The sequence below is a fragment of the Lysinibacillus sp. GW247-5R2A genome, assembly GCF_059424475.1.
This window is the reverse complement of sequence record NZ_JBWKZL010000008.1, coordinates 101,094-126,564: the sequence shown is the minus strand read 5'-3', so window position 1 is coordinate 126,564 and position 25,471 is coordinate 101,094. Positions and strand designations below refer to the sequence as shown.

29 protein-coding genes and 1 riboswitch are annotated in these 25,471 nt (G+C 37.9%); of the genes, 26 read left to right on the top strand and 3 right to left on the bottom strand.

Annotated elements, in window-relative coordinates; all coding sequences use genetic code 11:
- Positions 1-218: 218 nt before the first annotated feature.
- From AC07YC_RS13640 to AC07YC_RS13620, 5 genes are all read left to right on the top strand, one after another.
- Positions 219-713, top strand: a complete 495-nt coding sequence (locus tag AC07YC_RS13640) for a DUF1648 domain-containing protein (RefSeq protein WP_494919649.1) — start codon at positions 219-221, stop codon at positions 711-713.
- Positions 714-836: 123 nt separating this feature from the next.
- A complete protein-coding gene (locus tag AC07YC_RS13635) occupies positions 837-1,490 on the top strand; it encodes a YdeI/OmpD-associated family protein (protein ID WP_494919648.1) in 654 nt (217 codons plus the stop codon).
- A 33-nt stretch (positions 1,491-1,523) separates the two neighbouring features.
- Positions 1,524-1,961 carry a DUF1801 domain-containing protein gene (locus AC07YC_RS13630; RefSeq protein ID WP_494919647.1) on the top strand — a complete coding sequence of 146 codons (438 nt, stop codon included), beginning with the start codon at positions 1,524-1,526 and terminating at the stop codon, positions 1,959-1,961.
- On the top strand, positions 1,958-2,335 hold the full coding sequence (locus AC07YC_RS13625; protein ID WP_336635595.1) for a VOC family protein: 378 nt from the start codon (positions 1,958-1,960) through the stop codon (positions 2,333-2,335). Before AC07YC_RS13630 ends, AC07YC_RS13625 begins: the two co-directional genes overlap by 4 nt.
- 44 nt (positions 2,336-2,379) lie before the next feature.
- Positions 2,380-3,360, top strand: a complete 981-nt coding sequence (locus AC07YC_RS13620) for a GNAT family N-acetyltransferase (RefSeq protein ID WP_494919646.1) — start codon at positions 2,380-2,382, stop codon at positions 3,358-3,360.
- A gap of 50 nt (positions 3,361-3,410) precedes the next feature.
- Here the strand turns inward: AC07YC_RS13620 and AC07YC_RS13615 are convergent, their stop codons facing one another.
- Positions 3,411-3,848: an Rrf2 family transcriptional regulator gene (locus AC07YC_RS13615; RefSeq protein WP_025113674.1), complete on the bottom strand. Its 438-nt coding sequence runs from the start codon at positions 3,846-3,848 to the stop codon at positions 3,411-3,413.
- A 190-nt stretch (positions 3,849-4,038) separates the two neighbouring features.
- On the opposite strand from AC07YC_RS13615, the gene hmpA reads away from it, so the two are divergent.
- From hmpA to AC07YC_RS13560, 11 genes are all read left to right on the top strand, one after another.
- On the top strand, positions 4,039-5,205 hold the full coding sequence (gene hmpA / locus AC07YC_RS13610) for an NO-inducible flavohemoprotein (protein WP_494919645.1): 1,167 nt from the start codon (positions 4,039-4,041) through the stop codon (positions 5,203-5,205).
- Between the two features lie 182 nt (positions 5,206-5,387).
- Positions 5,388-5,648, top strand: coding sequence for a metal-sensitive transcriptional regulator (locus AC07YC_RS13605; RefSeq protein WP_494919644.1), 261 nt, complete (start codon positions 5,388-5,390; stop codon positions 5,646-5,648).
- 42 nt (positions 5,649-5,690) lie between these two features.
- A complete protein-coding gene (locus AC07YC_RS13600) occupies positions 5,691-6,032 on the top strand; it encodes a rhodanese-like domain-containing protein (RefSeq protein WP_494919643.1) in 342 nt (113 codons plus the stop codon).
- 11 nt (positions 6,033-6,043) lie between these two features.
- Positions 6,044-6,340 carry a rhodanese-like domain-containing protein gene (locus tag AC07YC_RS13595; RefSeq protein WP_336635590.1) on the top strand — a complete coding sequence of 99 codons (297 nt, stop codon included), beginning with the start codon at positions 6,044-6,046 and terminating at the stop codon, positions 6,338-6,340.
- 66 nt (positions 6,341-6,406) lie between these two features.
- A complete protein-coding gene (locus tag AC07YC_RS13590) occupies positions 6,407-6,955 on the top strand; it encodes a sulfurtransferase TusA family protein (RefSeq protein WP_494919642.1) in 549 nt (182 codons plus the stop codon).
- Between the two features lie 15 nt (positions 6,956-6,970).
- On the top strand, positions 6,971-7,366 hold the full coding sequence (locus AC07YC_RS13585) for a DsrE/DsrF/DrsH-like family protein (RefSeq protein WP_336635588.1): 396 nt from the start codon (positions 6,971-6,973) through the stop codon (positions 7,364-7,366).
- Positions 7,367-7,450: 84 nt separating this feature from the next.
- Complete coding sequence (locus AC07YC_RS13580) at positions 7,451-8,578, top strand: MBL fold metallo-hydrolase (protein WP_494919641.1); 1,128 nt, start codon at positions 7,451-7,453, stop codon at positions 8,576-8,578.
- Positions 8,579-8,722: 144 nt separating this feature from the next.
- Positions 8,723-8,950, top strand: a complete 228-nt coding sequence (locus AC07YC_RS13575) for a sulfurtransferase TusA family protein (RefSeq protein WP_336635586.1) — start codon at positions 8,723-8,725, stop codon at positions 8,948-8,950.
- 67 nt (positions 8,951-9,017) lie between these two features.
- Positions 9,018-9,803 carry a sulfite exporter TauE/SafE family protein gene (locus AC07YC_RS13570; RefSeq protein WP_402795763.1) on the top strand — a complete coding sequence of 262 codons (786 nt, stop codon included), beginning with the start codon at positions 9,018-9,020 and terminating at the stop codon, positions 9,801-9,803.
- Between the two features lie 2 nt (positions 9,804-9,805).
- Complete coding sequence (locus AC07YC_RS13565) at positions 9,806-10,510, top strand: DsbA family oxidoreductase (RefSeq protein WP_494919640.1); 705 nt, start codon at positions 9,806-9,808, stop codon at positions 10,508-10,510.
- A 231-nt stretch (positions 10,511-10,741) separates the two neighbouring features.
- Complete coding sequence (locus tag AC07YC_RS13560; protein ID WP_336635583.1) at positions 10,742-11,692, top strand: c-type cytochrome; 951 nt, start codon at positions 10,742-10,744, stop codon at positions 11,690-11,692.
- Positions 11,693-11,729: 37 nt separating this feature from the next.
- On the opposite strand, the gene AC07YC_RS13555 is transcribed toward AC07YC_RS13560, so the two are convergent.
- Positions 11,730-13,424 carry an FAD-dependent oxidoreductase gene (locus AC07YC_RS13555; protein WP_494919639.1) on the bottom strand — a complete coding sequence of 565 codons (1,695 nt, stop codon included), beginning with the start codon at positions 13,422-13,424 and terminating at the stop codon, positions 11,730-11,732.
- 250 nt (positions 13,425-13,674) lie between these two features.
- Here AC07YC_RS13555 and AC07YC_RS13550 point away from each other — a divergent pair, with 250 nt between their 5' ends.
- The gene (locus tag AC07YC_RS13550) at positions 13,675-15,663 is read left to right on the top strand and encodes an ABC1 kinase family protein (protein ID WP_494919638.1); all 1,989 of its coding nucleotides are present in this window, start codon (positions 13,675-13,677) and stop codon (positions 15,661-15,663) included.
- Positions 15,664-16,011: 348 nt separating this feature from the next.
- Positions 16,012-17,148, top strand: a complete 1,137-nt coding sequence (locus AC07YC_RS13545) for a C40 family peptidase (RefSeq protein WP_036147975.1) — start codon at positions 16,012-16,014, stop codon at positions 17,146-17,148.
- Between the two features lie 84 nt (positions 17,149-17,232).
- Here the strand turns inward: AC07YC_RS13545 and ytvI are convergent, their stop codons facing one another.
- Positions 17,233-18,291: a sporulation integral membrane protein YtvI gene (gene ytvI / locus AC07YC_RS13540; protein ID WP_036147973.1), complete on the bottom strand. Its 1,059-nt coding sequence runs from the start codon at positions 18,289-18,291 to the stop codon at positions 17,233-17,235.
- A gap of 90 nt (positions 18,292-18,381) precedes the next feature.
- On the opposite strand from ytvI, the gene AC07YC_RS13535 reads away from it, so the two are divergent.
- The 8 genes from AC07YC_RS13535 (at position 18,382) to AC07YC_RS13500 (ending at position 25,442) form a co-directional block, all read left to right on the top strand.
- Entirely contained in the window at positions 18,382-18,933 is a 552-nt protein-coding gene (locus AC07YC_RS13535) for a hypothetical protein (RefSeq protein WP_008175231.1), read from the top strand.
- 87 nt (positions 18,934-19,020) lie between these two features.
- On the top strand, positions 19,021-19,566 hold the full coding sequence (locus AC07YC_RS13530; protein WP_494919637.1) for a glutathione peroxidase: 546 nt from the start codon (positions 19,021-19,023) through the stop codon (positions 19,564-19,566).
- Positions 19,567-19,668: 102 nt separating this feature from the next.
- Positions 19,669-19,866: riboswitch (cobalamin riboswitch) on the top strand.
- A 162-nt stretch (positions 19,867-20,028) separates the two neighbouring features.
- The gene (locus AC07YC_RS13525; RefSeq protein ID WP_336635580.1) at positions 20,029-20,586 is read left to right on the top strand and encodes a cobalamin adenosyltransferase family protein; all 558 of its coding nucleotides are present in this window, start codon (positions 20,029-20,031) and stop codon (positions 20,584-20,586) included.
- A complete protein-coding gene (locus AC07YC_RS13520; protein WP_494919636.1) occupies positions 20,570-21,520 on the top strand; it encodes an ABC transporter substrate-binding protein in 951 nt (316 codons plus the stop codon). Before AC07YC_RS13525 ends, AC07YC_RS13520 begins: the two co-directional genes overlap by 17 nt.
- Before the next feature lie 135 nt (positions 21,521-21,655).
- A complete protein-coding gene (locus tag AC07YC_RS13515) occupies positions 21,656-22,420 on the top strand; it encodes a tyrosine-protein phosphatase (RefSeq protein ID WP_494919635.1) in 765 nt (254 codons plus the stop codon).
- Between the two features lie 136 nt (positions 22,421-22,556).
- Entirely contained in the window at positions 22,557-23,924 is a 1,368-nt protein-coding gene (locus tag AC07YC_RS13510; RefSeq protein ID WP_249660732.1) for an MATE family efflux transporter, read from the top strand.
- Positions 23,925-23,926: 2 nt separating this feature from the next.
- The gene (locus AC07YC_RS13505) at positions 23,927-24,760 is read left to right on the top strand and encodes a putative RNA methyltransferase (protein WP_336635576.1); all 834 of its coding nucleotides are present in this window, start codon (positions 23,927-23,929) and stop codon (positions 24,758-24,760) included.
- 79 nt (positions 24,761-24,839) lie between these two features.
- Positions 24,840-25,442: a lysophospholipid acyltransferase family protein gene (locus tag AC07YC_RS13500; RefSeq protein ID WP_494919634.1), complete on the top strand. Its 603-nt coding sequence runs from the start codon at positions 24,840-24,842 to the stop codon at positions 25,440-25,442.
- Positions 25,443-25,471: the final 29 nt, after the last annotated feature.

Genomic DNA, 25,471 nt, shown 5'->3' with positions numbered 1-25,471 from the left:
AAAGTATTATGAGTATTTTTACTGTACTAAATAGTTTAAAGGTGGCAGAAACTCGTGATTGAAGTGATAAAAAAAGGATATTTACTGCTAGAATCTGCTAGGAATAAAGCGATAGTTAATGGTAGAGGCTGAATATTAAGCCAATATTCATAAATTTTGAAACTTATAGAGTAGTCAAAACGTAAATTACATATAAAGATGAACTGAGGTGGTACGAAGTGTATAGACCCATTTTAAAAATCCCTAAAACAAGGTCTGAAAAGGTTTGGAATTATATTGGCGTTATCATATTCCTATTATCTATCTTTTATATTGCAGTGATGTGGGGGAAATTGCCTGAAGAAATTCCTGTTCATTTTAATGGTATGGGTGAGGTTGATCGATGGGGTTCAAAAATAGAGCTCATTATTCTTCCATTTATAGGTGTGTTTCTATGGATAATAATGAGTCTTTTAGAGATAGCTCCACATATGCATAACTTTCCAGCTCGTTTGAATGAACAGAATGTAGAAGCATTTTATTTAAACAGCAGAAAAATGTTAAACGCAGTAAAAAATCTTTGTCTTATTTTATTCGCATGTATATCATTCCAGATGGTCCGTATTGCGCTAGGAGAGACCGCCTCCATAGGATGGTGGTTCTTACCAATTGTCACAATTGGAATCTTTATACCGATAATTAAAGGCATAATAGTTACTCGCAAAATAAAATAAAGCTGAACCGTAAACGCTTGAGATATGTTCAAGCGTTTATTTTTGTTCCCAAGCTCTCATTTATTCAGTATACTATCAAAACTAAGATAGTGGCTAAAAATGAGTGGGAGAAGAGGTGTTTAAATGATGCAAAAGAAATTTAAACTAAAGGATGATGTATCCATTGCCATCCATAACCAGCCACTTGATTTGAGATTAGATGGAGTGTTTCATTCTGGAGAGGCACCGTATGACCGCATTATTTCTTTTGCGTTTTCCATAGAGGCCATGGTAACGTATTTACAAAAAGTGTTAAAAGGTAATAGTCTAGTGGAGCAGGGCTATTTATTTTTTGTTTATCCTAAAAAGGGTAATAATAAATATGAACAGTTTATTCATCGAGATGAGATTTTTCCAGCGATCCATGTGGACGAGGAAAAGTATATTGAAGGTAGTGATTTAAAGTTTTCTAGTCTGATGTCATTAGATGAAACATTTTCGATCTTAAGTATTAAGAGAGATGGTAAAGGAAGAGGTAAGAAAAAAACAGCCAATAGTCAATGTGTGAGCGACTATGAGAGTTTGATTCCTCCATTACGGGACTTACTTTCTGAAAATCAGGATGACTTAGCCTTTTATGATGGACTCACCCCGGGATATCAAAGGGATTGGGCACGCTATATCTATCGTGCAAAAAAGTTAGAAACACAAGAAGCTCGTTTACAGGAGATGCGTCAAATTATTCGATTAGGCTATAAAACAAAGGAATTGTATCGCAAGGCACAAATAAATGAGTGAAGTAGGGAAAAAAACGACGAAGTGAGGCTAGCTATGAAGAGCATATATATGGAGCAAGTAGAGGAAAAATGGCGTGATGGATTTAGTAAGCTTGTAGATGTTGTGGAAGCCAATTTGCCAGTGGGTTTTGAACAAACTATGCAATATGACATGGTCAGCTATGTTGTGCCATTAGAAACGTATCCAACTGGCTATCATGTAACGCCAAATACGCCATTACCTTTTATTAGTCTTGCAGCTCAAAAACGTCATATTGCGCTCTACCATATGGGTATATATGCGGACCAAGCATTACTTTCTTGGTTTCAGGAGGAATATGCGAGGCGAGTACCAACAAAATTAAATATGGGGAAAAGTTGTATTCGTTTTACAAGTACGAAGCATATTCCCTTTGATTTAATTAGTGAGCTTGCTGCAAAAATGACACCAGCAGAGTGGATTTCACATTATGAGGGAGCAAAAAATAGATGAAAAGCGCGACAACTTTCTTAATGTTTCAAGGACAAGCACATGAAGCAATTGAACAATATCAGCAATGGTTTACAGATTTAGAAGTTATACAGATAGAATATATGGAAAATTCTACGCAGGTAGCGATGGCCACCCTACAATTAAAGGGGTTAAAACTAATAGTGAATGATAGTGTTATTCAACATAACTTTTCGTTTACGCCATCAACGTCTATCTTTCTAGAGTGTGAAACTGAGGAAGAAATAAAGAATTTAGTAAATCAAATAGTGGAAAGTGGGCAGGCGTTAATGCCACTTGATCATTATGGGTTTTCAAAGCAATTTGCGTGGATTCAGGATCGCTTTGGTGTCTCCTGGCAATTATCCTATAGTTGAGAATAGAATACGACAGTAGAATGTCAATAAAAGGGGAATAGAAGATGACGGTAACTTTAGTGAGACATGATATCAAATATGCTGAGGCCATGCATGAGTTGTCTTCTATGCCACAGGTTCGAGATGCACTAGGGCTACCTGTTGGTAAAGTAGAAGATACTATTCATTTTATCAAACGTGAATGCATCGATGAAGAAGAAGGGAAGACCGTTCCTCGGGTTGTTTTAAATGAGGAGGGACAGTTTATCGGTGTGACCGCATTGATGTTTATAGACCAACTTAAAAACAGCTGTCATATCGGTTCTTGGCTCGGCCATCCATTTTGGGGGAAAGGTTATAATCTTGAGGCTAAAACAGCTATTTTAGATATTGCCTTTTTTGAGCTCGGATTAAAGCGAGTTTTTGCAGGAGCTAGGAAGGTGAATATCCGTTCACAAAAGGCACAGGAAAAGCTGGGCTTTATTCGATTAGGGGTGGAAGAAGATTATCCAGAAGAGCATTCATGGTTAGAAGCGAAGGAGAAACAACCATGTGTATTAAATGTTTTTGAACGTGAGGATTTTGTACAATATCGAACAGCTCTAAAAAAAGTAAATGGGAGTCGAGAGGTCTTTTTACCACAACTTTTACTCGCAGATGAAAGTGAAGAGGCTATCCGAAAATACCTAGATGAGGGTACCTTATTTGAAGTGAAGTGTGGAGAACAGCTTGCGGGAGTGGCATTATTAATCCCTCAATCTCAAACAACCATTGAGCTGAAGAATATTGCGATTGTGCCAAAGTTCCAGGGGAAAGGGCTCGGCAAAGAGGTATTACGACAACTCACGGCTTTTTGTGAAAAGGAAGGCTATCAAACGCTTTTAGTTGGAACAGCAAATTCAAGTATTGATAATATAGCATTTTATCAAAAGGCAGGTTTTCGCATGGAGTCTATTGAAAAGGATTTCTTTCGCGACTATCCAGAGCCAATATATGAAAACGGCATTCGTGCACTAGATATGATTTTCTTTACTAAGCAATTGTAGATGTTTTTTCATAAAGAAATACCCGTCCAACAAACGTTGAGCGGGTATTTTTATTTACCAAGCAAGAGGGCCATTAACTTCTCCTTTGAATGTAAGAAGTCATCTAATGTGTAGCGATCTAGTACAGTTAGGTAGGCCTGTAAAGCCTCATATAGGACACCTTTTAGCTGACATTCCGGAGCTATTTTACATAAATTATTTTCTTTATCGAAACATTCTACTAAATGAAAATCCTCTTCTGTATGACGAACAATTTCACCAATGGTGATAGTTTTTGGATCGATGGCTAAACGAATACCTCCACCTCTTCCGCGAATTGTCTCTATATAGCCTAACAATCCAAGTTGGTGCGTCACTTTCATTAAATGGTTTTTCGATATATTATAAGCCTCTGAAATCTCTTGAATAGTTGATAATTGGCCATCTTCTTTTGCACCTAAGTAAATAAGTGTACGAAGAGAATAGTCTGTGTATAAAGTTAAGCGCATAAGAACACCCTACTTTCTATAATTCAAAGTAATTATAGCATTTTTACAATGAAGTATAATATTTTGAAACCACTTTTAAAGATGTATTTAAAATACATTAATTATGTCCATTTTGTTAAAGATGTATTTTACATATTGCTTTAAGAAAATGAAAGCGTTATATTGTAATCACGAAAGGATGGTAAGCGATATGTTAAAACAAGAAACTATTCAAATTATTAAGGCAACAGTCCCTGTATTAGAGGTTCATGGTGTAGAGATTACAAAGACGTTTTACAAAAATATGTTTCAAGCTCATCCAGAATTATTGAATATTTTTAACCATACTAACCAAGAAAAAGGTCGTCAGCAAACAGCATTAGCAAACACAGTTTATGCTGCGGCAGTTCATATTGAAAATTTAGAAGCTATTTTACCAGCAGTCATGCTTATTGCGCATAAACACCGTAGTTTAGGTATTTTACCTGAGCATTATCCAATTGTTGGTGAAAACTTATTAAAAGCGATTAAGGAAGTACTTGGCGACGCGGCGACAGACGATATTATTAATGCATGGGCTGAGGCATATGGCGTAATTGCAGATATTTTCATTCAAGTAGAAGAAGAGTTATACCAAAAAGCTGAAAATAATGGTGGATGGCGTCTATTTAGACCATTAAAAGTGGCGAAAAAAGTGGTAGAAAGCGACTTAGTTACATCTGTTTATTTTGTTAATGAAGATGGCTCATCATTACCAGCTTACGAGCCAGGACAATACATTAGTATTCGCGTGAAAGTTCCTGGAGAAGAATATTTAATGAATCGTCAATACACACTTTCACAAGCAAGCGCAGAAGATGGTTACCGCATTTCAGTGAAACGTGAAAGTGATCATACGCCAAACGGTAAAGTGTCAAACTTTATTCATGATGACTTACAAGTTGGAGATTTAGTAGACGTAAGTGTGCCAGCAGGATTATTCGTTTTAGAGGAAACGACTGCTCCTATTACATTTGTTAGTGGTGGTATAGGTGTAACACCATTAAACAGTATGCTACAATCTCTAAAAGAAGATGCAACGAATAAAGTTAACTTTATTCAGTGCGCACGCAATGAAAAAGTTGTAGCGTTTAGCGATGATATTCAAGGAAAAGTAAATGCGTTACCTAATGCATCGTATACGGCTCTATATTCTGATGAAGACAAGCAAATTTCGAAAGAATTATTAGCAGAAAGAGTAGCTGATAACGCTGATGTTTATGTATGTGGACCTGTAGGCTTTATGGAAGCCGTTATTAAAAATTTACAAGAAATTGGCGTGAAAGACGAGAAAATTCATTATGAATTCTTCGGACCAGCCATGCAATTAGCTAAATAAAATCGTAGAAATCCCTGTTATGAGTTACAGCTCATAGCAGGGTTTTTTTGTATAAGACAATACAGCTAAAGATTTTCAAGAAGAAGAGTTGAAGCTTTCATGTTGACAATATACCTATTGGGGTATAATATGAATCACGTAAGCAAGTTGAATCTATCGTTTTGAAAGGGGGCTGGAACAGAATGGCCTATGACTCTAAAACAGGTAATCGAGTGAAGCGGATGGAAGGTCAATTGCGCGGGATTTTACGCATGATGGAGGAGGGTCAAAACTGTAAGGATGTGATTACACAGCTATCTGCCGTGCGTTCAGCAGTTGATCGGACGATAGGGGTTATTGTTAGTGAAAATTTATTAGATTGTGTCACTACTGCTGAGGGCAATGCGGAAAAAATGAATTCAGCCATCCGAGAAGCAATGGATTTAGTGGTGAAAAGCAGATAGTTTTTATATACCCTTTATCGTATAAAAAGGAGCGGTGATAACTTGGAAACGTGGATTATTATTGCGATTATCGCAGCATTTTTTATTTGGCGAATGAAACCGACGAAGGGCATTCAATCGATTTCTACAGCCCAATTAAAAAATATGCTGAATGATAAGGATAAGATATTTATCGATGTACGCACGCCTGCCGAATTTAAAGGGCGTCATATTTCGCAGTTTAAAAATATGCCTCTCGAGTCAAGCTTTGACAAACTACCGAAGGATAAAGAGGTGGTAGTGATTTGCCAAAGTGGTATGCGTAGTAGTCAGGCATGTAAGCAATTGAAAAAGCAAGGCTTTGAGCATATTACGAATGTTCGTGGTGGAATGAGTGCCTATTAGGAGGTAAGAAAATGAAGGAAATTACAGCAAAAGAAGTAGAACAAGCGATCATACAGGGCAAAAAGCTGAGTCTGATTGATGTACGAGAGGTAGATGAAGTAGCGTCTGGTCATATTCCAGGTATTATCCATATTCCACTTGGTTTATTAGAGTTCCGCGTACAGGATCTGAATAAGAATGAACCATATATTATGGTTTGTCGATCAGGTGCTCGTAGCGGTCGTGCTACAGAAATATTAGAAGGTAAAGGCTTTAATGTGTCGAATATGATTGGTGGAATGTTGTCCTGGGAGGGCGAAGTACAATAGTAGCTGATAGCTATATTTTTTTGTTAAATATAATACCCTGATAGGTATATGGAGGTTGTAATAAAGATGAAGGCAGATTTTCAGCTAGATGCCAAGGGCCTTTCTTGTCCGTTGCCCATTGTGAAAACAAAAAAAGTAATGGCAGATCTGGAGGATGGCCAAATTTTAGAAGTGTCTGCGACAGATAAGGGGTCAAAAGCTGATATTGCAGCATGGGCGGACACAGTAGGACACCAATATATTGGCACTTTAGAAAATGAAGGCGTGCTCAAACATTATATTCGCAAATGTACAAACGACCAAATAGAAGAAATTTCGTTTGATCAAACGATTGATCTAGAGCAAATTAACAATCGTGGTGGAATAATTCTTGATGTACGTGAGGAAGCGGAGTTTGCCTTTGGGCATATTGAGGGCGCTAAATCTATCCCGATGGGTGAATTGGGAGCACGACTCTCAGAGCTCGACAAAGAGCAAGAGATTTATGTTATTTGTCGTACTGGAAAGCGGAGTGATATGGCTGCGCAGAAGCTAGCTTCACATGGTTTTATAAAGGTTTTTAATGTTTTACCAGGAATGACATCTTGGAAAGGTACATTAATAAAAAACATGTAATAGGAGGAATTTTTTATGTCAAACAAGGTAGCGATTATTGCAAGTAACGGTGGTTTATTTGATGCATATAAGGTGTTTAATATCGCAACAGCAGCAGCAGCTTCTGAGAAGGAGGTAACAATCTTCTTCACATTTGAAGGGTTGAATCTCATTCATAAGCAAGGAATGCATGCATTACCAATGCCTGCTGGTGCAGAGCATTATGCGGAAGGCTTTGCGAAAGCGAATGTTCCTGCCATTCCTCAACTAGTGGACATAGCTCAAGAATTAGGTGTTAAATTTATCGCTTGTCAAATGACGATGGATGTAATGGGTTTATCGACAGATGATTTTATTGATGGTATTGAAGTGGGCGGAGCTGTTACTTTCCTTGAATTTGCAAAAGATGCAGCACCATCACTAACTTTCTAAAGATTTTTTGTGCAAGGAAGGCGGAGGGGCTAAAGGCTCTCCGCTTTAAAAAACTTCGAAATGATACCTATGGGGGTTATATATATGCCGATGCAGAAATGGAACGCTTCACAAATTGCTAAAAAGGTCATTAACAATGAAGAGTTGTTTATTTTAGATGTTCGTCATGCAGATGCGTTTGAGGACTGGAAAATTGACGGTCACCGATTTGAGTATTTAAATGTACCATATTTTGAACTGTTAGATGGTGTTGAGGAAATCCTGCCGAAAATCCCCTCCAATAAAGAAATTCTAGTCGTTTGTGCTAAAGAAGGATCCTCATTGATGGTTGCTGAAATGTTGTCAGATGCTGGTCGAGATGTTGCCTATTTAGCGGGCGGTATGAAATCTTGGAGCGAATATTTAGAGCCTATTAAAATTGGTGATTTAACGGGTGGAGGAGAGCTTTATCAATTTGTTCGTTTAGGGAAGGGCTGTCTTTCTTATATGGTGATATCTGAAGGAGAGGCAGCTATCATTGATGCTGTTCGCTTTACAGATGTATTTATCAATTTCGCCGAACAGAAAAATGTGAAAATCACACATGTTTTTGATACACATTTACATGCCGATCATATTTCTGGTGGACGTCATATAGCTGAGGCAACAGGTGCAGTCTATTACTTGCCACCGAAAGATGCAGAAGAGGTTGTCTTTTCATATAGACCGTTAGTGGATGGAGTGACTGTTCAAATTGGAACATCAAAAATAGAGGTAGGAGCTATCTACTCACCAGGACATACAATCGGCTCTACATCATTTGTTATCGATAGCCGATATTTGTTAACGGGGGATATTTTATTTGTCGATTCTATTGGACGTCCTGATTTAGCAGGCCTTGCTGAGGACTGGGTTGGAGATTTACGAGATACACTTTACAAGCGTTATCGAGATTTGTCAGGTGAGCTTATTGTGTTACCAGCTCACTTTATGATCATTGATGAACTTAATGAGGATGGGACAGTAGCGAAACGACTAGGGGATTTACTTTTACAAAATCATGGTTTGAATATTCATGATGAAGTAGAATTTAAGCGCGTCGTGACAGATCAATTGCCACCACAACCTAATGCCTATCAAGAAATTCGTCAGGTAAATATGGGGAAAATAACCCCTTCGCCAGATGAACAAACGGAAATGGAAATCGGCCCAAATCGCTGTGCTGTTCGATGAAATTTATTAACGTACAATAGATACGACTGTGTACTATAAATGTGGATCATCCAGAACTTGAAGGCGCTCATCCTTCCTGAATCTAAAATAATAAGAAGAACAGGCAAATCGCTTACAATCTTTGCCGTGTTGAAGGGGATCAATATGAAATCAAATTTACAATTAGATGCAACAGGTCTTTCGTGTCCAATGCCTATTGTGAAAACAAAAAAGGCGATAGACACTTTAAATATAGGAGAAATTTTAGAAGTTCAGGTGACAGATAAAGGGGCTTTAGCGGATATTCCTGCTTGGGCAAAAGCTGGAGGTCATCATATCGTAGATCAATCCGAAGAAGCTGGTGTCATCACGTTTTTAATTCAGAAAGCTTAAGGCTAATGGAGGGTTGTCTATTAAATAGAACAACCCTTCTTTCACTTTTCGGAAAGAAGGAAGATGCATGGATATTACATGGATATTAACGATCTTTTTAATTGGTTTTCTCGGTTCGTTTGTATCAGGGATGTTAGGTATCGGTGGTGCCATTATTAATTACCCGATGCTACTGTATATTCCACCATTATTAGGATTTATGGCCTTTTCGGCTCATGAGGTATCCGGAATTATTGCCATACAAGTATTTTTTGCATCCATTGCGGGTGTATGGGTATATCGCAAGGGTGGTTTTTTAAATAAATCACTTATTATCTATATGGGTGGTGCTATATTAACGGGAAGTTTTGTTGGTAGTTTTGGTTCCAAATTTTTATCCGAGTCAGGCATCAATATCGTTTATGGTGTGCTAGCCCTAATAGCGGCAGTCATGATGTTTATTCCAAAAAAACAAATGGATGATCAACCGTTGCAGGATGTCACCTTTAATAAAACAGTGGCAATTTTATTGGCCTTAGTTGTTGGTGTTGGATCAGGTATTGTGGGAGCGGGTGGTGGGTTCTTATTAGTCCCTATTATGTTAGTGGTTTTAGGAATCCCTACGCGTATGACCATTGCTACTAGCTTAGCAATTACATTTATCTCCTCCATAGGGGGAATGGTTGGGAAATTAATGACCGGACAAGTTGAATATTTCCCCGCGCTCATTATGATTATTACTAGTCTTATAGCGGCCCCACTTGGTGCGAGAGCTGGAAAAAAATTAAATACCAAAAGCTTACAGGGTATTTTGGCAATGCTTATATTGGCGACTGCCATTAAAATTTGGGTAGATATTATTGGAGGGGTCTAACCATGAAAATTGAAGTTTTCACGGATTTTACTTGTCCGTTTTGTTATATTGCCAAGCGAGAATTGGAACGTGCGATTGAGACAAGTGGTTATACGGGACAAGTAGAAATTGAATACAAGGCTTATCAAATAGGTCCGGAAACGCCTAAAGTAAATGCACCGGCTTTTTTAGACAGTTTGGCTATGAAGTATAACGCAACATGTGAAGAAGTACGTGGCATGACAGAGGATATGGCATCAAGAGCTGCAGAAGTTGGGTTCAATTATAATTTTGAAATGATGACAACAGCTCACACAGAAAAAGCTCATCGATTAGCAAAATGGACGCAGCAATTTGGACAAGCATCGGCATATACGGAAGCACTCATGGCGGGTTATTTTATGGCAGGTGAAGATGTGAATGATGATTCCTTTTTATTAAGGGTAATTGCACAATTAGGTTTAGATATAGAGGAGGCGCAGGGCATTCTAGCTACTAATGTCTTTCTTGAGGCTTTAGATCAGGATCGATATGATGCGCAGCAACTTGGTATACAAAGTGTGCCATTCTTTGTATTTGAAAATCGTTATGGCATTAAAGGGGCAGAGCCAAATGAAGTCTTTGTGCGAACATTACATCAAACAGCAAAAATAGTGGGGATACAGCCAACGATTCAATTAATGGGGAATGGTGAGGATACGTGTACGGATGGTGCATGTAACCTGTAAACCGTTGGATAAGTGTCGAGTACTTAAAGTACTCGGCACTTTTTTGATTTATCCACATACTGCAAGAGGTATTAAGTCGTGATTTCAGTGTTGTAGTACAATAATTAGTGGATATTTTATCCATTTTTATCATCTGAATGGTTCTATTTTACAGTAGTGTGAGAAAAATCACATCCAATAAAATGTTATGTTGCTAAAATATAAGTGAGTATACAAAGGGGGGTATTATAGATGAAACCTATAGTAGCAGGAGTAGCAGGGACAGTACTGTTAGTAGGCACAATTTTTGTAGCAACCATTATTAGTGACAAAATTACAGTTGATTCGGTTGTGGAGGAGAACGAAACGACAGTGCAGACGCAATTACCAACGACAGCAGCTGCTCAGTCAGTTGTCTATGCTCCGCCAAGTATTGATGAAGTGCCAGATGGACCAATGAAAGAAGCAATTTTAAATGGCTATGAGCTTGTTAATAACACACATGTTGCGGCGGACGAATATGTAGGGAATCAATTATCATGCACAAGCTGCCATGCTGGTGCTGGCTATGACGAGCAAGCATCATCATTAGTAGGAGTAATGGCTAATTATCCGCAATATATTGGACGCTCGGGTGGTGTAGTTACTATAGAAGAGCGTATTAACGGCTGTATGGTTCGTAGTATGAATGGTAAAAAATTCGAAATGAATAGTGATGAGCTAGAGGCTATGGTCGCTTATTTTGCATATATTTCTGAAGGTGTTCCAATTGGGGCAAAACGTGAATGGGCAGGTACTAGTGATATGAAGAATGTACCGACTCCGAATGTTGACAATGGTGAGGAGCTTTATGGTCAATCCTGTATAGCTTGTCATGCAGCTGACGGCTCTGGGACTGGTGCCAATACTGGTCCAGCATTATGGGGTGATAATTCCTTTAATGATGGAGCGGGTATGGCGCGTATGTCAAAAATGGCTGGCTATATTCAAAATAATATGCCAATAGGTGCAGCAGGGACCTTAACAGATCAAGAAGCGGCTGATTTAGCAGCGTTTATTTTATCGCAAGATCGTCCTGAATGGCCAAATCATGATAAAGATTGGCCAAAAGGCGGAAAACCAAATGATATTATGACTAAAGAAAAACGTGAACAAGTTAAAAATGGTACGATTGACTGGGAAAAGGTACTATCTACAAACTAATGAAAAGGGATGCTGTTTTATAGGCATCCCTTTTCTATTATTTAAAATTATAAGCAGTGACAATTTTATCTCTGTTTGTTGTGAGATCTGTAAAATATTCATATAAGCTAACCCCGAGGAATGACCCACTTACGTTAAAGACGTTAGAAAAACCACTATTTTGAAGGGCCATAACAGCATTGTAGCTACGCTGACCGGATCGGCAATGTACATACACTGGTTGATCCTTAGGAACCTCATGCATTCTTTCTCGAAGTTCACTTAGAGGAATATTGTGTGCATGAAGGAGATGACCAGATTCAAATTCATTTTTTTCTCGTACGTCTAAGAAGTAGGCTTTATTTTCAATGAGAGTTCTCACTTCATCAACCTTTATTTGTTTGTAGTGTCCATGTAATTGATTTTGAGCTACAAGAGCTGCTAAATTGACAATATCACGGGCAGTGCTAAACATTGGGGAGTAGGATAGCTCCAGCTCCTTCAAATCTTCTAAAGTACCGCCCATTGTGATGAGGGTAGCTATTACATCAATTCGTTTATCTGCATTGCCTTTACCTATAGCTTGGGCTCCGAGGATTTTACCAGTTGGTGTTTCATAAACGAGCTTAAAGTGAAGCGGATTACTATTCGGCATTAAGCCTACTTTATCAGGAGCTATTAGATAAACGCTTTTCGCCTGAAAGCCATTTGCTAGAGCTGTTTTTTCGTTCAAACCGGTTGAAGCACAGGCAAGGTCGAAAATTTGTACACTTGAAGATCCGATAACCCCCTTATTGTGATGAGGGATGTTATACAAATGATTAGCTGCAGCACGAGCTTGTCGCTGAGCGGGGCCGGCTAAAGCAAGTCGTGTCTGTTTATGGGTAATCTGATGGAATACTTCAATCGCATCTCCCACAGCATATATGGAAGGATCGGATGTCACGTAATTAGCATCAACCTGAATGCCTCCGAGTGAGCCGATAGTTAGCCCGGCTTCTTTGGCTAAGTGGACCTCAGGACGAACGCCAATCGCTAATACGACGGCTTGTGCTTTCAATTGTTTGCCGGAATTTAACGTCACATCACTTGGAGTAACCCTTATGAGACCGTCATTGACAATAACTTGAACCCCCTTATCGGTCATTTCCTTGTGCAAAATTTGAGCCATATCATAATCAAAAGGGGCCATAATTTGTTGGCCGAATTCAACTAAAGAGACATTATAGCCCGCTAGCTTCAAATTTTCCGCTACCTCTACACCAATGAAGCCTCCACCGATCACCGCAATATCCTGTACATGATCCGTCTGTAGGTATTGATTTAAACGGTTAATATCTCCCACGTTTCTAATGGTAAAGACATGGTTTGAACGGATACCATCTAGGTCAGGGACGATGGGACTTGCTCCTGGTGATAGAACTAATGTATCGAAATTTTCCTCATAATCTCTACCCGTTATTAAATTTTTAATGGTAATGGTTTTTTGTTCTCGGTTAATGCGTACAACCTCTTGCTGTACACGAGCCTCTATATTGTATTTTGTTTGAAAGGCTTGAGGTGTCATTAAAATCAATTCGTCACTCTTTTCAACAATCCCGCTTAAATGGAAGGGGAGAGAACAGTTGGAGAATGAAACATTCGGTCCTTTTTCAAACATAATAATTTCTGCCTTTTCATCGAGACGACGTATGCGGGCAGCAGTGGATGCTCCACCTGCAACGCCACCAACAATTGAAAATTTTTTACTCAATGGTCAACACTCCTTTTTGATTAATACATATAAGGGTATATAAAAGCTTTTAAATATGGGTTTTTGTTATTGAAATTAATAAATAATGTATTATAAGTACTACAAATTAAATAGTATACCCTAAAGGGTATATTTTCAAGGTAAAAGACTTCATTAATTTTTTTAGGTGTTCCTTGTGAAAGAAAGTTAATGTATAAATTTGCTATACTAGCAGTAGTAGGAAATGGAAATGACATTGGAGGTGACACTGTTGATTTTTTTGAAATTTTTGATGCAAATCATTATAGTATCGGGTTTGATTTATATTGTGAGTGGACGATTAATAGGCTCTAATATTAATTTTGTACGAAGAGTGCTTTCAGTCGTCATTAGTGTGACATTAACCTCTTTTGTTTACTGGTACTCTTATTTACGTCATACAGATTTTTTGTCAGAAACCATGATGCAAACTGTGACAGAGGTCAGCACATTAATTTGGATTGGGAGTATGCTACTCATTTCTATGTTGCTGTACTTGGTTTTTGAACTCTTTGATCCAAGTGGCATTACAACTGGAGATCGTCGAAATGGTCAAAAATCTTTGCTCTTACGACTGCGGAGCTATTGGCGACAGCAGAAACGATTGCGACAAGTTTTAAAAATTGCAGTTACAAATGGTGTCGTCCAAACGATTAAATATGCAAGGCAACGAGAAAACGAAAAAGAGCTGGCGATTGCATTGCGCTCAACATTAGAGCAATGTGGTGGGATTTTCATTAAATTTGGACAAGTACTGTCTACACGTAAAGAATTATTTTCACCCATCTTTATTGATGAGCTAGAGAGGCTACAACATCGTGTGAAGCCTTTACCAACAGAGCAAGTGACAAGTATTTTAGAGCGCTCACTTCCTCAATCAATGGATGAAGTATTTAGCCAATTTCAAATGGAGCCTATTGCAGCAGCCTCTATCGGTCAGGTACACAAGGCACGGCTTAAAAATTATGAAGATGTTGTCGTCAAGCTTCTCCGTCCAGAAGTAAAAGGGATTATGCGTGATGATCTTGAAATTTTAGAGGAATTTGCAAATTGGCTTTCATCTAAATCTACTTGGGCAGAGTCACTCGGCTTTCGTGAGCTAGCTGGTGGATTCGCAGATGGCCTACGTGAAGAGATTCATCTAGATATTGAGGTACGTAATACGTTACAGGTAAAGAACGCATTATCGAAAAGTGATTATAAGGTCCGCATTCCAAAAATTTATACAGCTTATAGTAATGAAAATATTATAGTGATGGAATATATTCGTGGACATAGTGTGGCAGATGGGGCATCAGAATTCAATCGTCTGTCCATTGATCGCAGACAATTTGCTAAAACAGTATTATATTCTTTCTTTGAACAGATGCTTTTTTCAGGTATTTTTCATGCTGATCCTCATCCAGGCAATATTCACATTGATGAGAAGGATGGTACACCCGTATTGCTCGATTTTGGAGCAGTTGGAAGATTGGGGGCCACACAACAAGAGGGCTTAAAGCTATTTTTAATGGGTATTCAGCTCAATGACTCCAGTGTTTTGTACGATGGCTTAACACTATTAGTGGAAAATGCCGATCATGCGGAACGTGCAAGAATGGAACAAGCAATCGATCAAATTTTACTAAAAATCTCGTATGTTGACCGCATACCAACAGAAGAATTAATACATGCTTTATTTACAGTGGTGCGGGATTTTGGGCTAGCCTTTTACCCAGCAGTAGGTTTAGCACTCCGCTCGTTGGTGACATTAGATGGAACGTTAAGGGTAATTGATTCACGTTTTGATATTTTTACGGAAGCTAAGGATTTCTCTGCGACATATATGCGTGCTTCTTTCCTAAAACCATTTAAAGAACCAATGGCTACAAAAGAACGGCTGCAAGAGGAATTATCTATGCTGATACCAACTTTACGTAAAATGCCAAGAAGAGTGGATCAACTAATTCAGCGTGTAGAGAGTGGAAAAATTATTTTACATCACGATATATTTTCTGATGAGCATAATGCCCGATTCATTACCAACTTGTTTTCCCGATTTGTACTGCTTTTAGTAGGGATTACATTTGGAATTATATCTGTGGCCCTTTTAGCAATCTCACAATTTATCCATGATTCTTATGCAGTATATTTAAACACAGCTGCTTATTTAGGTTTATTTTTATGTGCAATTTTGTTAGTTAGGTTATCGATACAGGCATTGCGTTCCATGAAGCAGTAGGTAGGGATTATTCCCCTACCTCTTTTTTTTGAAACATTCCCAAGTAATATTACAAAAACATTACAAAGTAGGTCGTGTGACTATTGTCGAATTAGCTAATAACAGACCTATGTAGAATATATAAGCTCATTGTAGAATAATCGGTATTTTACGCGAATGTTACAGAAATGTTTCGAGTTTTACTAATGTATTAAATAGATAGGAAATAGTATAAAAGTTATGCTGAAAATGCTAAACTTTAAAAGGCTAAAACAAATATATAAGAACAATTGATTAAATATAGGATCGTTCAACAGATTACATAGAGTATTCAGAGCGAAATTGATAAATGAAGGGAATTGAAGGTACGTGGGTAAGCGCAATAAATGGCGTAAGTCGATGGTGCTCGCTTTAGCACTAGCAGGCGGCTTATTATTTAATACAATTCAACCAACAGAAGTACATGCTGAAGAAACTTCTCAACAAATGATTGAGAAAAAGGCTGAAATAGATGCACAGGTTAAAAAATTACAAGAAGAACTAACGAATTTACAAAAAGAGATCGACGAAAAAGTAAAAGTTTTTAAACAAGTACAAGCGGAAATTAAAGAAGTGGATGCTAGTATTGTTGAAACAAAAAAACGTATTGAGCAACGTTCTAAAATCTTAAGTGAACGTATGGCTGCATACCAAGCACAGGACAACACAGTGGGTGTTTATTTAAATGTAGTTCTTGAAGCAAAAAGCTTTGCTGATTTAATGGACCGTGTCGTAGCGGTTAAAACATTAATGGACGCTGACCAAGAATTAGTGGATCAACAAGAAGCTGACAAAGCAAGCTTAGAGCAACAAAAAGCTATACTAGATGAAAAACAAAAAGAGCTTCAAAAACAATTCCAAGAGCTTCAACAAAAAGAAAGCGAAATGGAAGTGAAAAAGGCTGAAAATGAAGCAAAATCATTAGCCCTAAAAGCTCAAATTGCTACAAAACAGGAAGAAGAACGTTTAGAAGCTGAACGTAAGGCAGCTGAAGAAGAAGCGGCTCGTTTACGTGCTCTTCAAGCAGCAACGCCAGTAGTACAAGCTACTCAAAATAACGGTGATGGTCAACAACCACAAAAAATTATCGTTGGTTCAGGCGCTGGTACTGCCTCTTCAGGTGATGCTATTTCTACAGCAAAACAATTCCTTGGTCGTCCATATGTTTGGGGTGGTAGTAACCCAACTTCAGGATTTGACTGCTCAGGTCTTGTGCAATGGTCTTATAAACAAGCAGGCGTTTCTTTACCACGTACTGCATCACAACAATATTTAGCAACACAACGTATTTCTGCTGGGGAAGCACGCGTTGGTGACTTAGTATTCTTTAGCTATGGCTCAGGTGTAGCGCACGTAGGTATCTACTTAGGTAATAACACAATGATTGATGCTCAAAATAATGGTGTTGTCATTGAATCACTTGATTGGTGGAATCAATATTTAGTAGGCTTTGGTCGAATTCAATAAGCCTCTATAGTATATAGACGATTAACATGATAAAAAGGTCATCTTTGTAAGGAAAAAATACAAAGATGACCTTTTTTATTGGTATCAAATTTTGAAGTTTACTTTTATGATGCCTGTTTCCTTTAAGGCGATAAAGAAAATGATGACAAATGGCCCGACAAGTAAACCGATAATTCCAAATAACTGTAGACCAATAAACATGGCAATTAATGTTGGTAAAGTTGACAACCCAATATGGTCTCCCATTAGTTTAGGCTCGACTACACGACGAATAATGAGTAAAATAGCAGCTAAGATGAATAATTTTACAGCAATAGCTGTGTTTCCCATTAAAAGGTGATAAAGCCCCCACGGTGCTAAAATAATGATGGAGCCTAAAAAAGGGACAATGTCTATTAGCCAAATAATTATGGTCATGGTTATGGCATATTTCGGCTGGATTAATAAAAGTCCAATAAGTGTAACGCCTCCAATAATGAAGCTTACAAATAAATGTGCTTTCATATAGCCGAATGTTGCATCCTTTAAACGGTTTAAAATAATTTTTATTTTCTTTGCTGTGTTAGGCTTTAAATACTTATACGTAATGCGCTTCAATTTAGGTAGATCTAGCATAAATAGGAAAAGGGCAATCATATAGACGAGAAGACTGATAAATAGACTTGGAATCTCTGAAAAGAAGGCTGAAACTTTGCTATAATTAAAGAAGCTTAAAAACGTTTCTTCAATTTTCTTTATGAAATCCATTGTGGTTTTTTGAAGCGAAGTACTTACTTCAGGTGGAAAGTCTTCCGTATATTTAGAAATATTTTCTTGCATATGGAGCCACATATCTGATAGCTTGGAAATATAATAGGGAGCTTGCTTAGACAATAAAATTATTTGCGTCATGATCTGCGTAATTGAAATATAGCAAATAATAGAAATGATAATGACACTCACTATGTATATAAAGGCAACTGCAATTTTTCGAGACATTTTCCAGCGCCTTTTAAAGAACATGACGATTGGTTCAAGGAAAAACGCGCTGATAGCTGCTAATATTAACGGCATAGATACTGGAATAATAAAATAAGCGGCTATAATTAGGGACAGAATCACTAGCAATCGAAAAATCAATTTCCTAGCATTAAATTTATTCATAAACTCACCTTCTTTGCGAAAAAAATTAAGTTAAGTGTAACATAAATCAAGTTTTATGACGTTCTGAAACAATAAAGGTAGGGATAAATTATGGAAAAAGAGATTTTGCAACTTTTTAGTAATCTAACAGAGCGTGATCGAGATATTCAATATGAATCTTACGAGGAACTGATGAAAATTATGCAGGAGCCCGTAGATTGGACATATGCAGTGTGGGAACAGCTTGTACAAGCACTTACATATAAAAATGGGCATGCACGTGCACTTGCCGCACAAATTTTATGTGCTTTAGCTGCAAAAAGTGATCCCGAAGAAAGAGTATTAGAAGATTTTTTAAAGATTTGGGCTGTGACTTATGATGAAAAGCCCGTCACGGCAAGGCATACATTACAGGCAATTTGGAAAATTGGTTTAGCAGGCCAAGTACAAAGCGATTTAGTCGTATCCTATTTAGCCAAGAGATTTCAAACTTGTTTAGATGAAAAGCATCCTACTCTCATTCGCTATGATATTATTGTATCTTTAAAAAAATTATATGATCAAACGAGTGATCCTAAACTATTAGACATTGCCCATCGCTTAATTAATGAAGAGCAAAATGTTAAATATAAAAAGAAATATAAGTCAGCCATCCGTTCTTAGTAACGAGGTGGTGTTTTTTGTGCAAACTCTTTGGTTATTAGGAGATTAGTCAACTATAATATATGAAAAAACAAAAGGGGTTAGGGAATGAGCATTTATAATTATTTAGTACGAAAGCCGAATGGTGAAATTTTATCAATGGAAACTTTTCGAGGAAAAACGATGCTAATTGTTAACACGGCCAATCAATGCCGTTTTACATATCAATTTGAAGACTTACAAAAAATGTACGATAAATATGGCAAAAATAATTTTGTCGTTTTAGGATTTCCTTGTGATCAGTTTGGCCATCAAAATCCTGAAGATGGAGAGGAAACTGCGCATCTTTGTAAGGTAAACTATGGAGTTACGTTTCCTATTTTTGAGCTAGTCCAAGTAAATGGTGAGACGACACACCCTTTATTTAATTATTTAAAACATGAAGTCGATTTTCGTGAATTTGGAAAAGCAAGCATGCAGGAGAAAATGCTTGCTGAGGCAATTGTTCAACTTGCTCCAAGCTTTTTAGATGGTCGTAATATTCGCTGGAATTTTACTAAATTTCTAGTAGATGCAAGCGGGAAAACCATAGCCCGCTTTGAGCCTACAGACTCACAGCTTGATATTGAGCAAGCGATTGGAAAAGTATTGTAGTAGAGTGATTTTATGGAAATGAAAATGCTTCTAAAACGGCTATCATTTTTGTACGCAACTATTTTTTCCTATCAATCTATGATAAACTGCTTTACAAGTGAATTATTCTTGCAGAATAAAGGTGCTAGTTAGCATAATCGGGAATTCGGTATAAGCCGAAGCTGTTTCCGCAACTGTAAGTACAGCTATTATAAAGATGAGCCACTGTTTCATAGGAAATGGGAAGGTTCTTTATAGCTCTTATAAATTATATAGGAGCGTTGTACAAGCCAGGAGACCGACCTTTATTTGAATGTATAACAACTCTTCGGAAGCTAGGAGGATATACGGCAAATACATAGGCAGTGTCGTGTTTCTATGACAATCAGTATGTTATTTTCGTCGTTCCTTTGCGTGAGGAGCGACGTTTTTTTATGTTCTAAAAAAGTGAGGATTTTCATGATGAAAAGGGGGGACAGCAGGGTGAAAAAAGATGCACGTTATTCTTGTTATCCTTTTATGCGAGAGAAGGCTTCAACTGTCGATTTTGAGATTCGCACAGATAGTTTAACAACGCATTTAGGGGTTGCGCTAGCTATAGTAAAGAAAGAGGATGTCCAGATTGTTGCAGATGATGTAACACAGATTTTACCTATGGCTTATCATGTGAATGGCTCAGTTCGTGGGAAGCTAGCAGTTACAGATGAGGATCTATCCTGGTTAAGTGAGCGCTATGATTTTTATGTAAGTCATGTGAAGGAAGAGATTCAAAATTTTGTTTTACCTCAAGGAACAGAGGCTGCTGCCGCTTTACATCTATGTCGTAGTGAGGCGAAAAAATCATATCGAACTTTACACAAGGTTTCGGAAGAACGAGAGGTACCGACTATTCTCTTCGATTATTTAGGCTTATTAGCCAATGTATGTTTTGTAATGGCTGTCTATACGAATCAACAAGCTGGAATAGCTGAAATTCCGTTTATGAGTAAATCGTATCCAATGAAAAAGAAAAAGGTGAATAATAATGAAGAAACTATTTAATTTACAATGGCTATCGGTTTTATTGCTAGCGATCGTTTTAGCAGGTTGTGGAACTGCGGAAGATACAAAAAATAAAAATGCTTCCCAAGATGAACAAAAGATTGAGCAAACAAGTTATAAAGTAACCGATGATCGTGGTGTAGAAATAGAGTTTAAGGAAGTGCCAAAAACGGTTGTGTCCTTACAACCAAGTAACACAGAAATTCTATTTGCATTAGGAGTTGGCGATAAAATTGTAGGTGCCACTGAATATGATACATATCCAGAAGCCGCCCAAAAAATCGAACGTGTTTCTGATACGGTGAATTATAACAGTGAGCGAATTTTAACGTTAAAGCCAGATGTTGTTATTGCGTATACGATTGGTGAGAAGGATGCACTTAAGCCACTCGAGGATGCAGGAATTAAAGTGTTTGTTATTCAATCGGCGGCTACATTTGATGATGTATATGGAGATATCGAACAAATTGCAGCTGTTATGGATGTTAAGGATAAAGGAAAGGCATTAAACGAGGAAATTAAAGCAAAAATCGCTGATGTGCAAACAAAGGTTGAGGAAGTAAAAACACCAAAAAATGTTTATTTAGAAATTAGTCCAAAGCCAGAAATATATACAGCAGGCTCTGGTACTTTCCAACAAGAAATATTAAATACGGCAAATGTAAAGAATGTGTTTGCAGATTTAGATGGCTGGAAGCAAGTATCTGAGGAAGATGTAATTGCGAGAAATCCAGACGTCATTTTAACAACAGTCAACTATACAGAAAATCCAATTGGAGAAATTCTTGCTCGTGATGGGTGGAATACGGTAACAGCTATTCAAAACAAGGCAGTTCAATCCCTTGACACAGATATCTCAAATCGTCCAGGTCCACGTATCGGTGAAGCGGTTGAGCTTGTTGCTAAAGCTGTGTATCCAGAGTTATACAAATAAGATCGTAGAAAATGCTAGTTGTTTATTACAGCTAGCATTTTTTATTATATTACCTAGTGTGAAAATTGGTATTCATGTAGTTTGTTCGATAGAATAAAGGTAAGAACGCTTATTAATATAGGGAGGTGTAGTTCAGTGAAGCAAGTACAAAAAAATATTCCGTTTGAGGCTGTTTATAATTTCCGAGATATGGGGGGATATCAAACGAGGGATGGGCGTGTTATAAGAAATGGCTTATTTTATCGCTCTGCCGCACTTGGTAAAATGACATCGACAGATAAAGAATTATTTGAAACATTAGGTATTAAAACAATTTTTGATTATCGTGACACAAATGAAGTACAACATAATCCTAACCCTGTGTTTCCACAAACTCGATATATTCAAATCCCTGCGAAGGGAAAGCATGCTTTTGAAATGCCAACCAATACAGGTGGTAGAGAGTTTTATAAAGTAGTTAACGCTGATATGTTCAAGGACTTTTATGCACAAATGCCTTTTCATAATCCCTCTTTTAAAGAATTAATGATGACTATACAAAACCCTGATAATTTAGGGCTAGTCCATCATTGCGCAGTTGGAAAGGACCGAACAGGAATTGGTGGAGCTCTTATTTTATTAGCTTTAGACGTACCTGAAGAGACTATTATGGAAGATTATTTAGATACGAATATTCATTTGCGTCCCATGGTAGAAAGAATGGCTCAAACGATCCAGCACCAATATAATGAACAAGAATTACAGCAATTTTATGCCTTAATGTCCGCTCGTGAGGACTATTTACAGGCAGCGTTAGATGCTATGGATCATCGTTATGGCTCAAAGACAGCTTTTTTGGAGCAGGAGTTTGGTTTAACGGCTGATAAGCGTGAGCAATTACAGTCATATTGCTTAATCTAAATAAAATCCCTTTCACAAATTAGTGAGAGGGATTTTTTATGTGGAAGCGCTGTCTTCCTATAAATCTCTTTACAGTCTGAAAATTTATGATAAGATACAATAGATTTTTAAGAAAAGTATAGGAGAAGTGAAGGTATTGGCAGACACAATAAAAGAAACAAAGAAGTTAAGTCTATTCCATTTAACATGGCCTATCTTTTTAGAAGTATTTTTATTTATGTTGATGGGGCTAGCCGATACTTTTATGCTTAGTGCGCTATCAGATAATGCTGTGTCAGGGGTAGGTGCAGCCAATCAATATATTCATATTGCTATTTTAATTCTTGAGGTAGTCGGCAACGGTGCATCCATCGTTGTATCACAATATTTAGGTTCGAAACGTTTTTTTGAAGCGGCTAAAATATCGGCTCTAGCAGTCACAATGAATTTGGCAGTTGGCCTTATAATGAGTGTTCTATTTTTCTTCTTTGCTAGTCATTTAATGTCGATGATGAACTTGCAAGGTGAGGTCCTTCATTATGCTCAAAGTTATTTAGTGATTATAGGGAGTTTTATTTTCCTTCAAGCAATCATTAATGCCCTTGCTGCAATTATTCGTGTTCATGGTTGGACGAAACAGACGATGTATGTATCACTCGGCATGAATGTATTGCATGTTGTCCTTAATTACGGCCTGATCTTTGGGAATTTTGGTTTACCAGAGCTTGGTGTAAAAGGTGCAGCCATCTCTTCAGTGATTAGTAGAGGATTAGCGATGATTGTGTTTTTCTGGTTGCTTTATCAAGTGATGGAAGTACGAGTAAAGCTACACTACTACTTTGAGTATTCCAAGGAATATGTAAGAAAAATTTTAAATATTGGTTTACCGTCTGCTTTTGAGCAAGTTCTTTACCAGTTTTGCCAAATCATGTTTTTATATTATGCCACATATTTAGGGGCAGAAACTTTGGCGGCGAGACAATATGCTATGAACATATCGATGTTTACCTATTTATTCGCTATTGCGATTGGGACAGGAACGGCGATCATTATCGGTAGGCATGTAGGTGCTGGAGAAAAGGATGAGGCTTATCATCAGCTGTGGACAAGTGTCCGAGCAGCATTTATTTTTACTATTATTATGGTTGGTGTAGTGACCATTTTCCGCAAGCAGCTTATGCATGTTTTTACAGATAACCCCGAGGTGATGGCTATCGGAGCATCTGTCTTGGCATTAAGTATAGTGCTAGAAACTGGTCGGACAATGAATATAGTCGTCATTAACTCTTTACGTGCCTCAGGAGACGCAAGGTTCCCTGTTAAAATCGGTTTTCTATCGATGGTTTGTATGAGCCTCCCATTAGGTTACTTTTTGGTATTCGTCCTCGATTGGGGTTTAGTGGGTATTTGGTTAGCTATCTCTGCAGATGAATGGGTACGGGCAATTATCGTATACTTTAGATGGAAAAGCCGAAAATGGGAGCGTTTTGCCCTCGTTTCACCGAATGAACAGAAGGAGGAATAGCAATGGGAGCACTTTCTAAACGTGCAATAGGAGCAGCATTGATCGATCAACATATTGCGCTTTTTGCATGTCCGTTATGTCAGCAAACGATGCACGTCTATGAGCAGGGGAGACTCGTTTGCTCTGCCAATCACTCTTTTGATATTGCCAAGCAGGGCTATGTCAATATGCTGACACATGGCTCTACTTCTAAATATAGTAAGGATCTTTTTGAATCTCGCAAGGCTGTTATTGATAGTGGGATTTATGATGTTGTAGAAGCAAAGATTGGGGAGCTTATTAACTCTGCGAATACAGTGCTCGATACGGGCTGTGGAGAGGGATCGCATTTGGCCCGTATTATGAATGAGAAAAAGAATGGGGTAGGCATCGGTATTGATATAGCTAAAGAGGGCATTTTGGCTGCGGCTCGACATTATCCACAGCAAATTTGGTGTGTTGGCGATTTAGCTAAGAGTCCTTTTGCACAAGATAGCTTTGACGCTATTTTAAATATTTTATCACCAGCAAATTATGAAGAATTTAAAAGGCTTCTTGCGCCTAATGGCTGTGTTGTGAAGGTTGTGCCACAAAGCGGCTATTTACAGGAGCTGCGTGCTCAATTATATGCCGATTCGAGTAAGGAAACATATTCTAATGAACAAATTGTTGCTCGTTTCCAAGATAGTTTTGGCGAAGTGAATATAGAACGAGTCACTTATACATTGCCACTTGCTCAGGAGCTTGTTCCTGCCTTATTGGAGATGACACCGATGGGCTGGCATAAAAAAGATGAGACAGACATTGTATTAAGTGAAATGACGATTGATGTAGATCTATTGGTTGGAAAGATGTAAGATGGTCACCTACAATTGCAGTATACTAGTCTTTTCGATTACAATGGGAATAACTATTGAATAAGGTAGGAATGTGACAGTGTATAAATTAGTAGCAAATCTTGTTAAAGTAATATTAAAACTTATGGGTTCGAAGGCTCGTGTGTATGGTGAGGAAAACTTGCCAAAAGAAGGTGGATATATTATAGCTTGTACGCATACAGGCTATGTAGATATTTTAAACCTCGGCGTTGCCATGTACCCTCAGGAAATTCACTTTATGGCGAAGAAGCAATTATTTGAAATGAAGGGTCTTGGCTGGCTTATTGAACATTTAAATGCCTTCCCAGTGGACCGTGATAATCCCGGTCCGAGCGTTATTAAAATTCCCTCACAGCTATTGAAAGAAGGAAAAGTAGTGGGGATATTCCCATCTGGAACACGTAATTCAGAAGGAACGGACTTAAAGCAAGGGGCCATTACAATCGCTCAATTGGCAAAGGCGCAAATTGTTCCAGCTGCCTACGTTGGTGCACGTAATGCAGGAGATGTCATGAAGCGCGGTAAAGGCTATTTAATTTATGGCGAGCCGTTTTATGTAACGGGAAAAGGAAAAGAAGGTCGGGAGCAATTTACTCAGCACCTTGAAAGTGAACTAGTCGCTTTAACAGAAGAATTGGAAAATCGTATTGCAGTAAAATAAAATGAAGTGGCACTCAGAATCAAATTGAT

Bases quoted from the DNA above. Each gene is read 5' to 3' on its own strand.
- AC07YC_RS13635 (WP_494919648.1), top strand. From the start codon at position 837: ATGATGCAAAAGAAATTTAAACTAAAGGATGATGTATCCATTGCCATC.
- AC07YC_RS13630 (WP_494919647.1), top strand. From the start codon at position 1,524: ATGAAGAGCATATATATGGAGCAAGTAGAGGAAAAATGGCGTGATGGA.
- AC07YC_RS13625 (WP_336635595.1), top strand. From the start codon at position 1,958: ATGAAAAGCGCGACAACTTTCTTAATGTTTCAAGGACAAGCACATGAA.
- AC07YC_RS13620 (WP_494919646.1), top strand. From the start codon at position 2,380: ATGACGGTAACTTTAGTGAGACATGATATCAAATATGCTGAGGCCATG.
- AC07YC_RS13615 (WP_025113674.1), bottom strand. From the start codon at position 3,848: ATGCGCTTAACTTTATACACAGACTATTCTCTTCGTACACTTATTTAC.
- hmpA (WP_494919645.1), top strand. From the start codon at position 4,039: ATGTTAAAACAAGAAACTATTCAAATTATTAAGGCAACAGTCCCTGTA.
- AC07YC_RS13605 (WP_494919644.1), top strand. From the start codon at position 5,388: ATGGCCTATGACTCTAAAACAGGTAATCGAGTGAAGCGGATGGAAGGT.
- AC07YC_RS13595 (WP_336635590.1), top strand. From the start codon at position 6,044: ATGAAGGAAATTACAGCAAAAGAAGTAGAACAAGCGATCATACAGGGC.
- AC07YC_RS13590 (WP_494919642.1), top strand. From the start codon at position 6,407: ATGAAGGCAGATTTTCAGCTAGATGCCAAGGGCCTTTCTTGTCCGTTG.
- AC07YC_RS13585 (WP_336635588.1), top strand. From the start codon at position 6,971: ATGTCAAACAAGGTAGCGATTATTGCAAGTAACGGTGGTTTATTTGAT.
- AC07YC_RS13580 (WP_494919641.1), top strand. From the start codon at position 7,451: ATGCCGATGCAGAAATGGAACGCTTCACAAATTGCTAAAAAGGTCATT.
- AC07YC_RS13575 (WP_336635586.1), top strand. From the start codon at position 8,723: ATGAAATCAAATTTACAATTAGATGCAACAGGTCTTTCGTGTCCAATG.
- AC07YC_RS13570 (WP_402795763.1), top strand. From the start codon at position 9,018: ATGGATATTACATGGATATTAACGATCTTTTTAATTGGTTTTCTCGGT.
- AC07YC_RS13565 (WP_494919640.1), top strand. From the start codon at position 9,806: ATGAAAATTGAAGTTTTCACGGATTTTACTTGTCCGTTTTGTTATATT.
- AC07YC_RS13560 (WP_336635583.1), top strand. From the start codon at position 10,742: ATGAAACCTATAGTAGCAGGAGTAGCAGGGACAGTACTGTTAGTAGGC.
- ytvI (WP_036147973.1), bottom strand. From the start codon at position 18,291: ATGAATAAATTTAATGCTAGGAAATTGATTTTTCGATTGCTAGTGATT.
- AC07YC_RS13535 (WP_008175231.1), top strand. From the start codon at position 18,382: ATGGAAAAAGAGATTTTGCAACTTTTTAGTAATCTAACAGAGCGTGAT.
- AC07YC_RS13530 (WP_494919637.1), top strand. From the start codon at position 19,021: ATGAGCATTTATAATTATTTAGTACGAAAGCCGAATGGTGAAATTTTA.
- AC07YC_RS13520 (WP_494919636.1), top strand. From the start codon at position 20,570: ATGAAGAAACTATTTAATTTACAATGGCTATCGGTTTTATTGCTAGCG.
- AC07YC_RS13505 (WP_336635576.1), top strand. From the start codon at position 23,927: ATGGGAGCACTTTCTAAACGTGCAATAGGAGCAGCATTGATCGATCAA.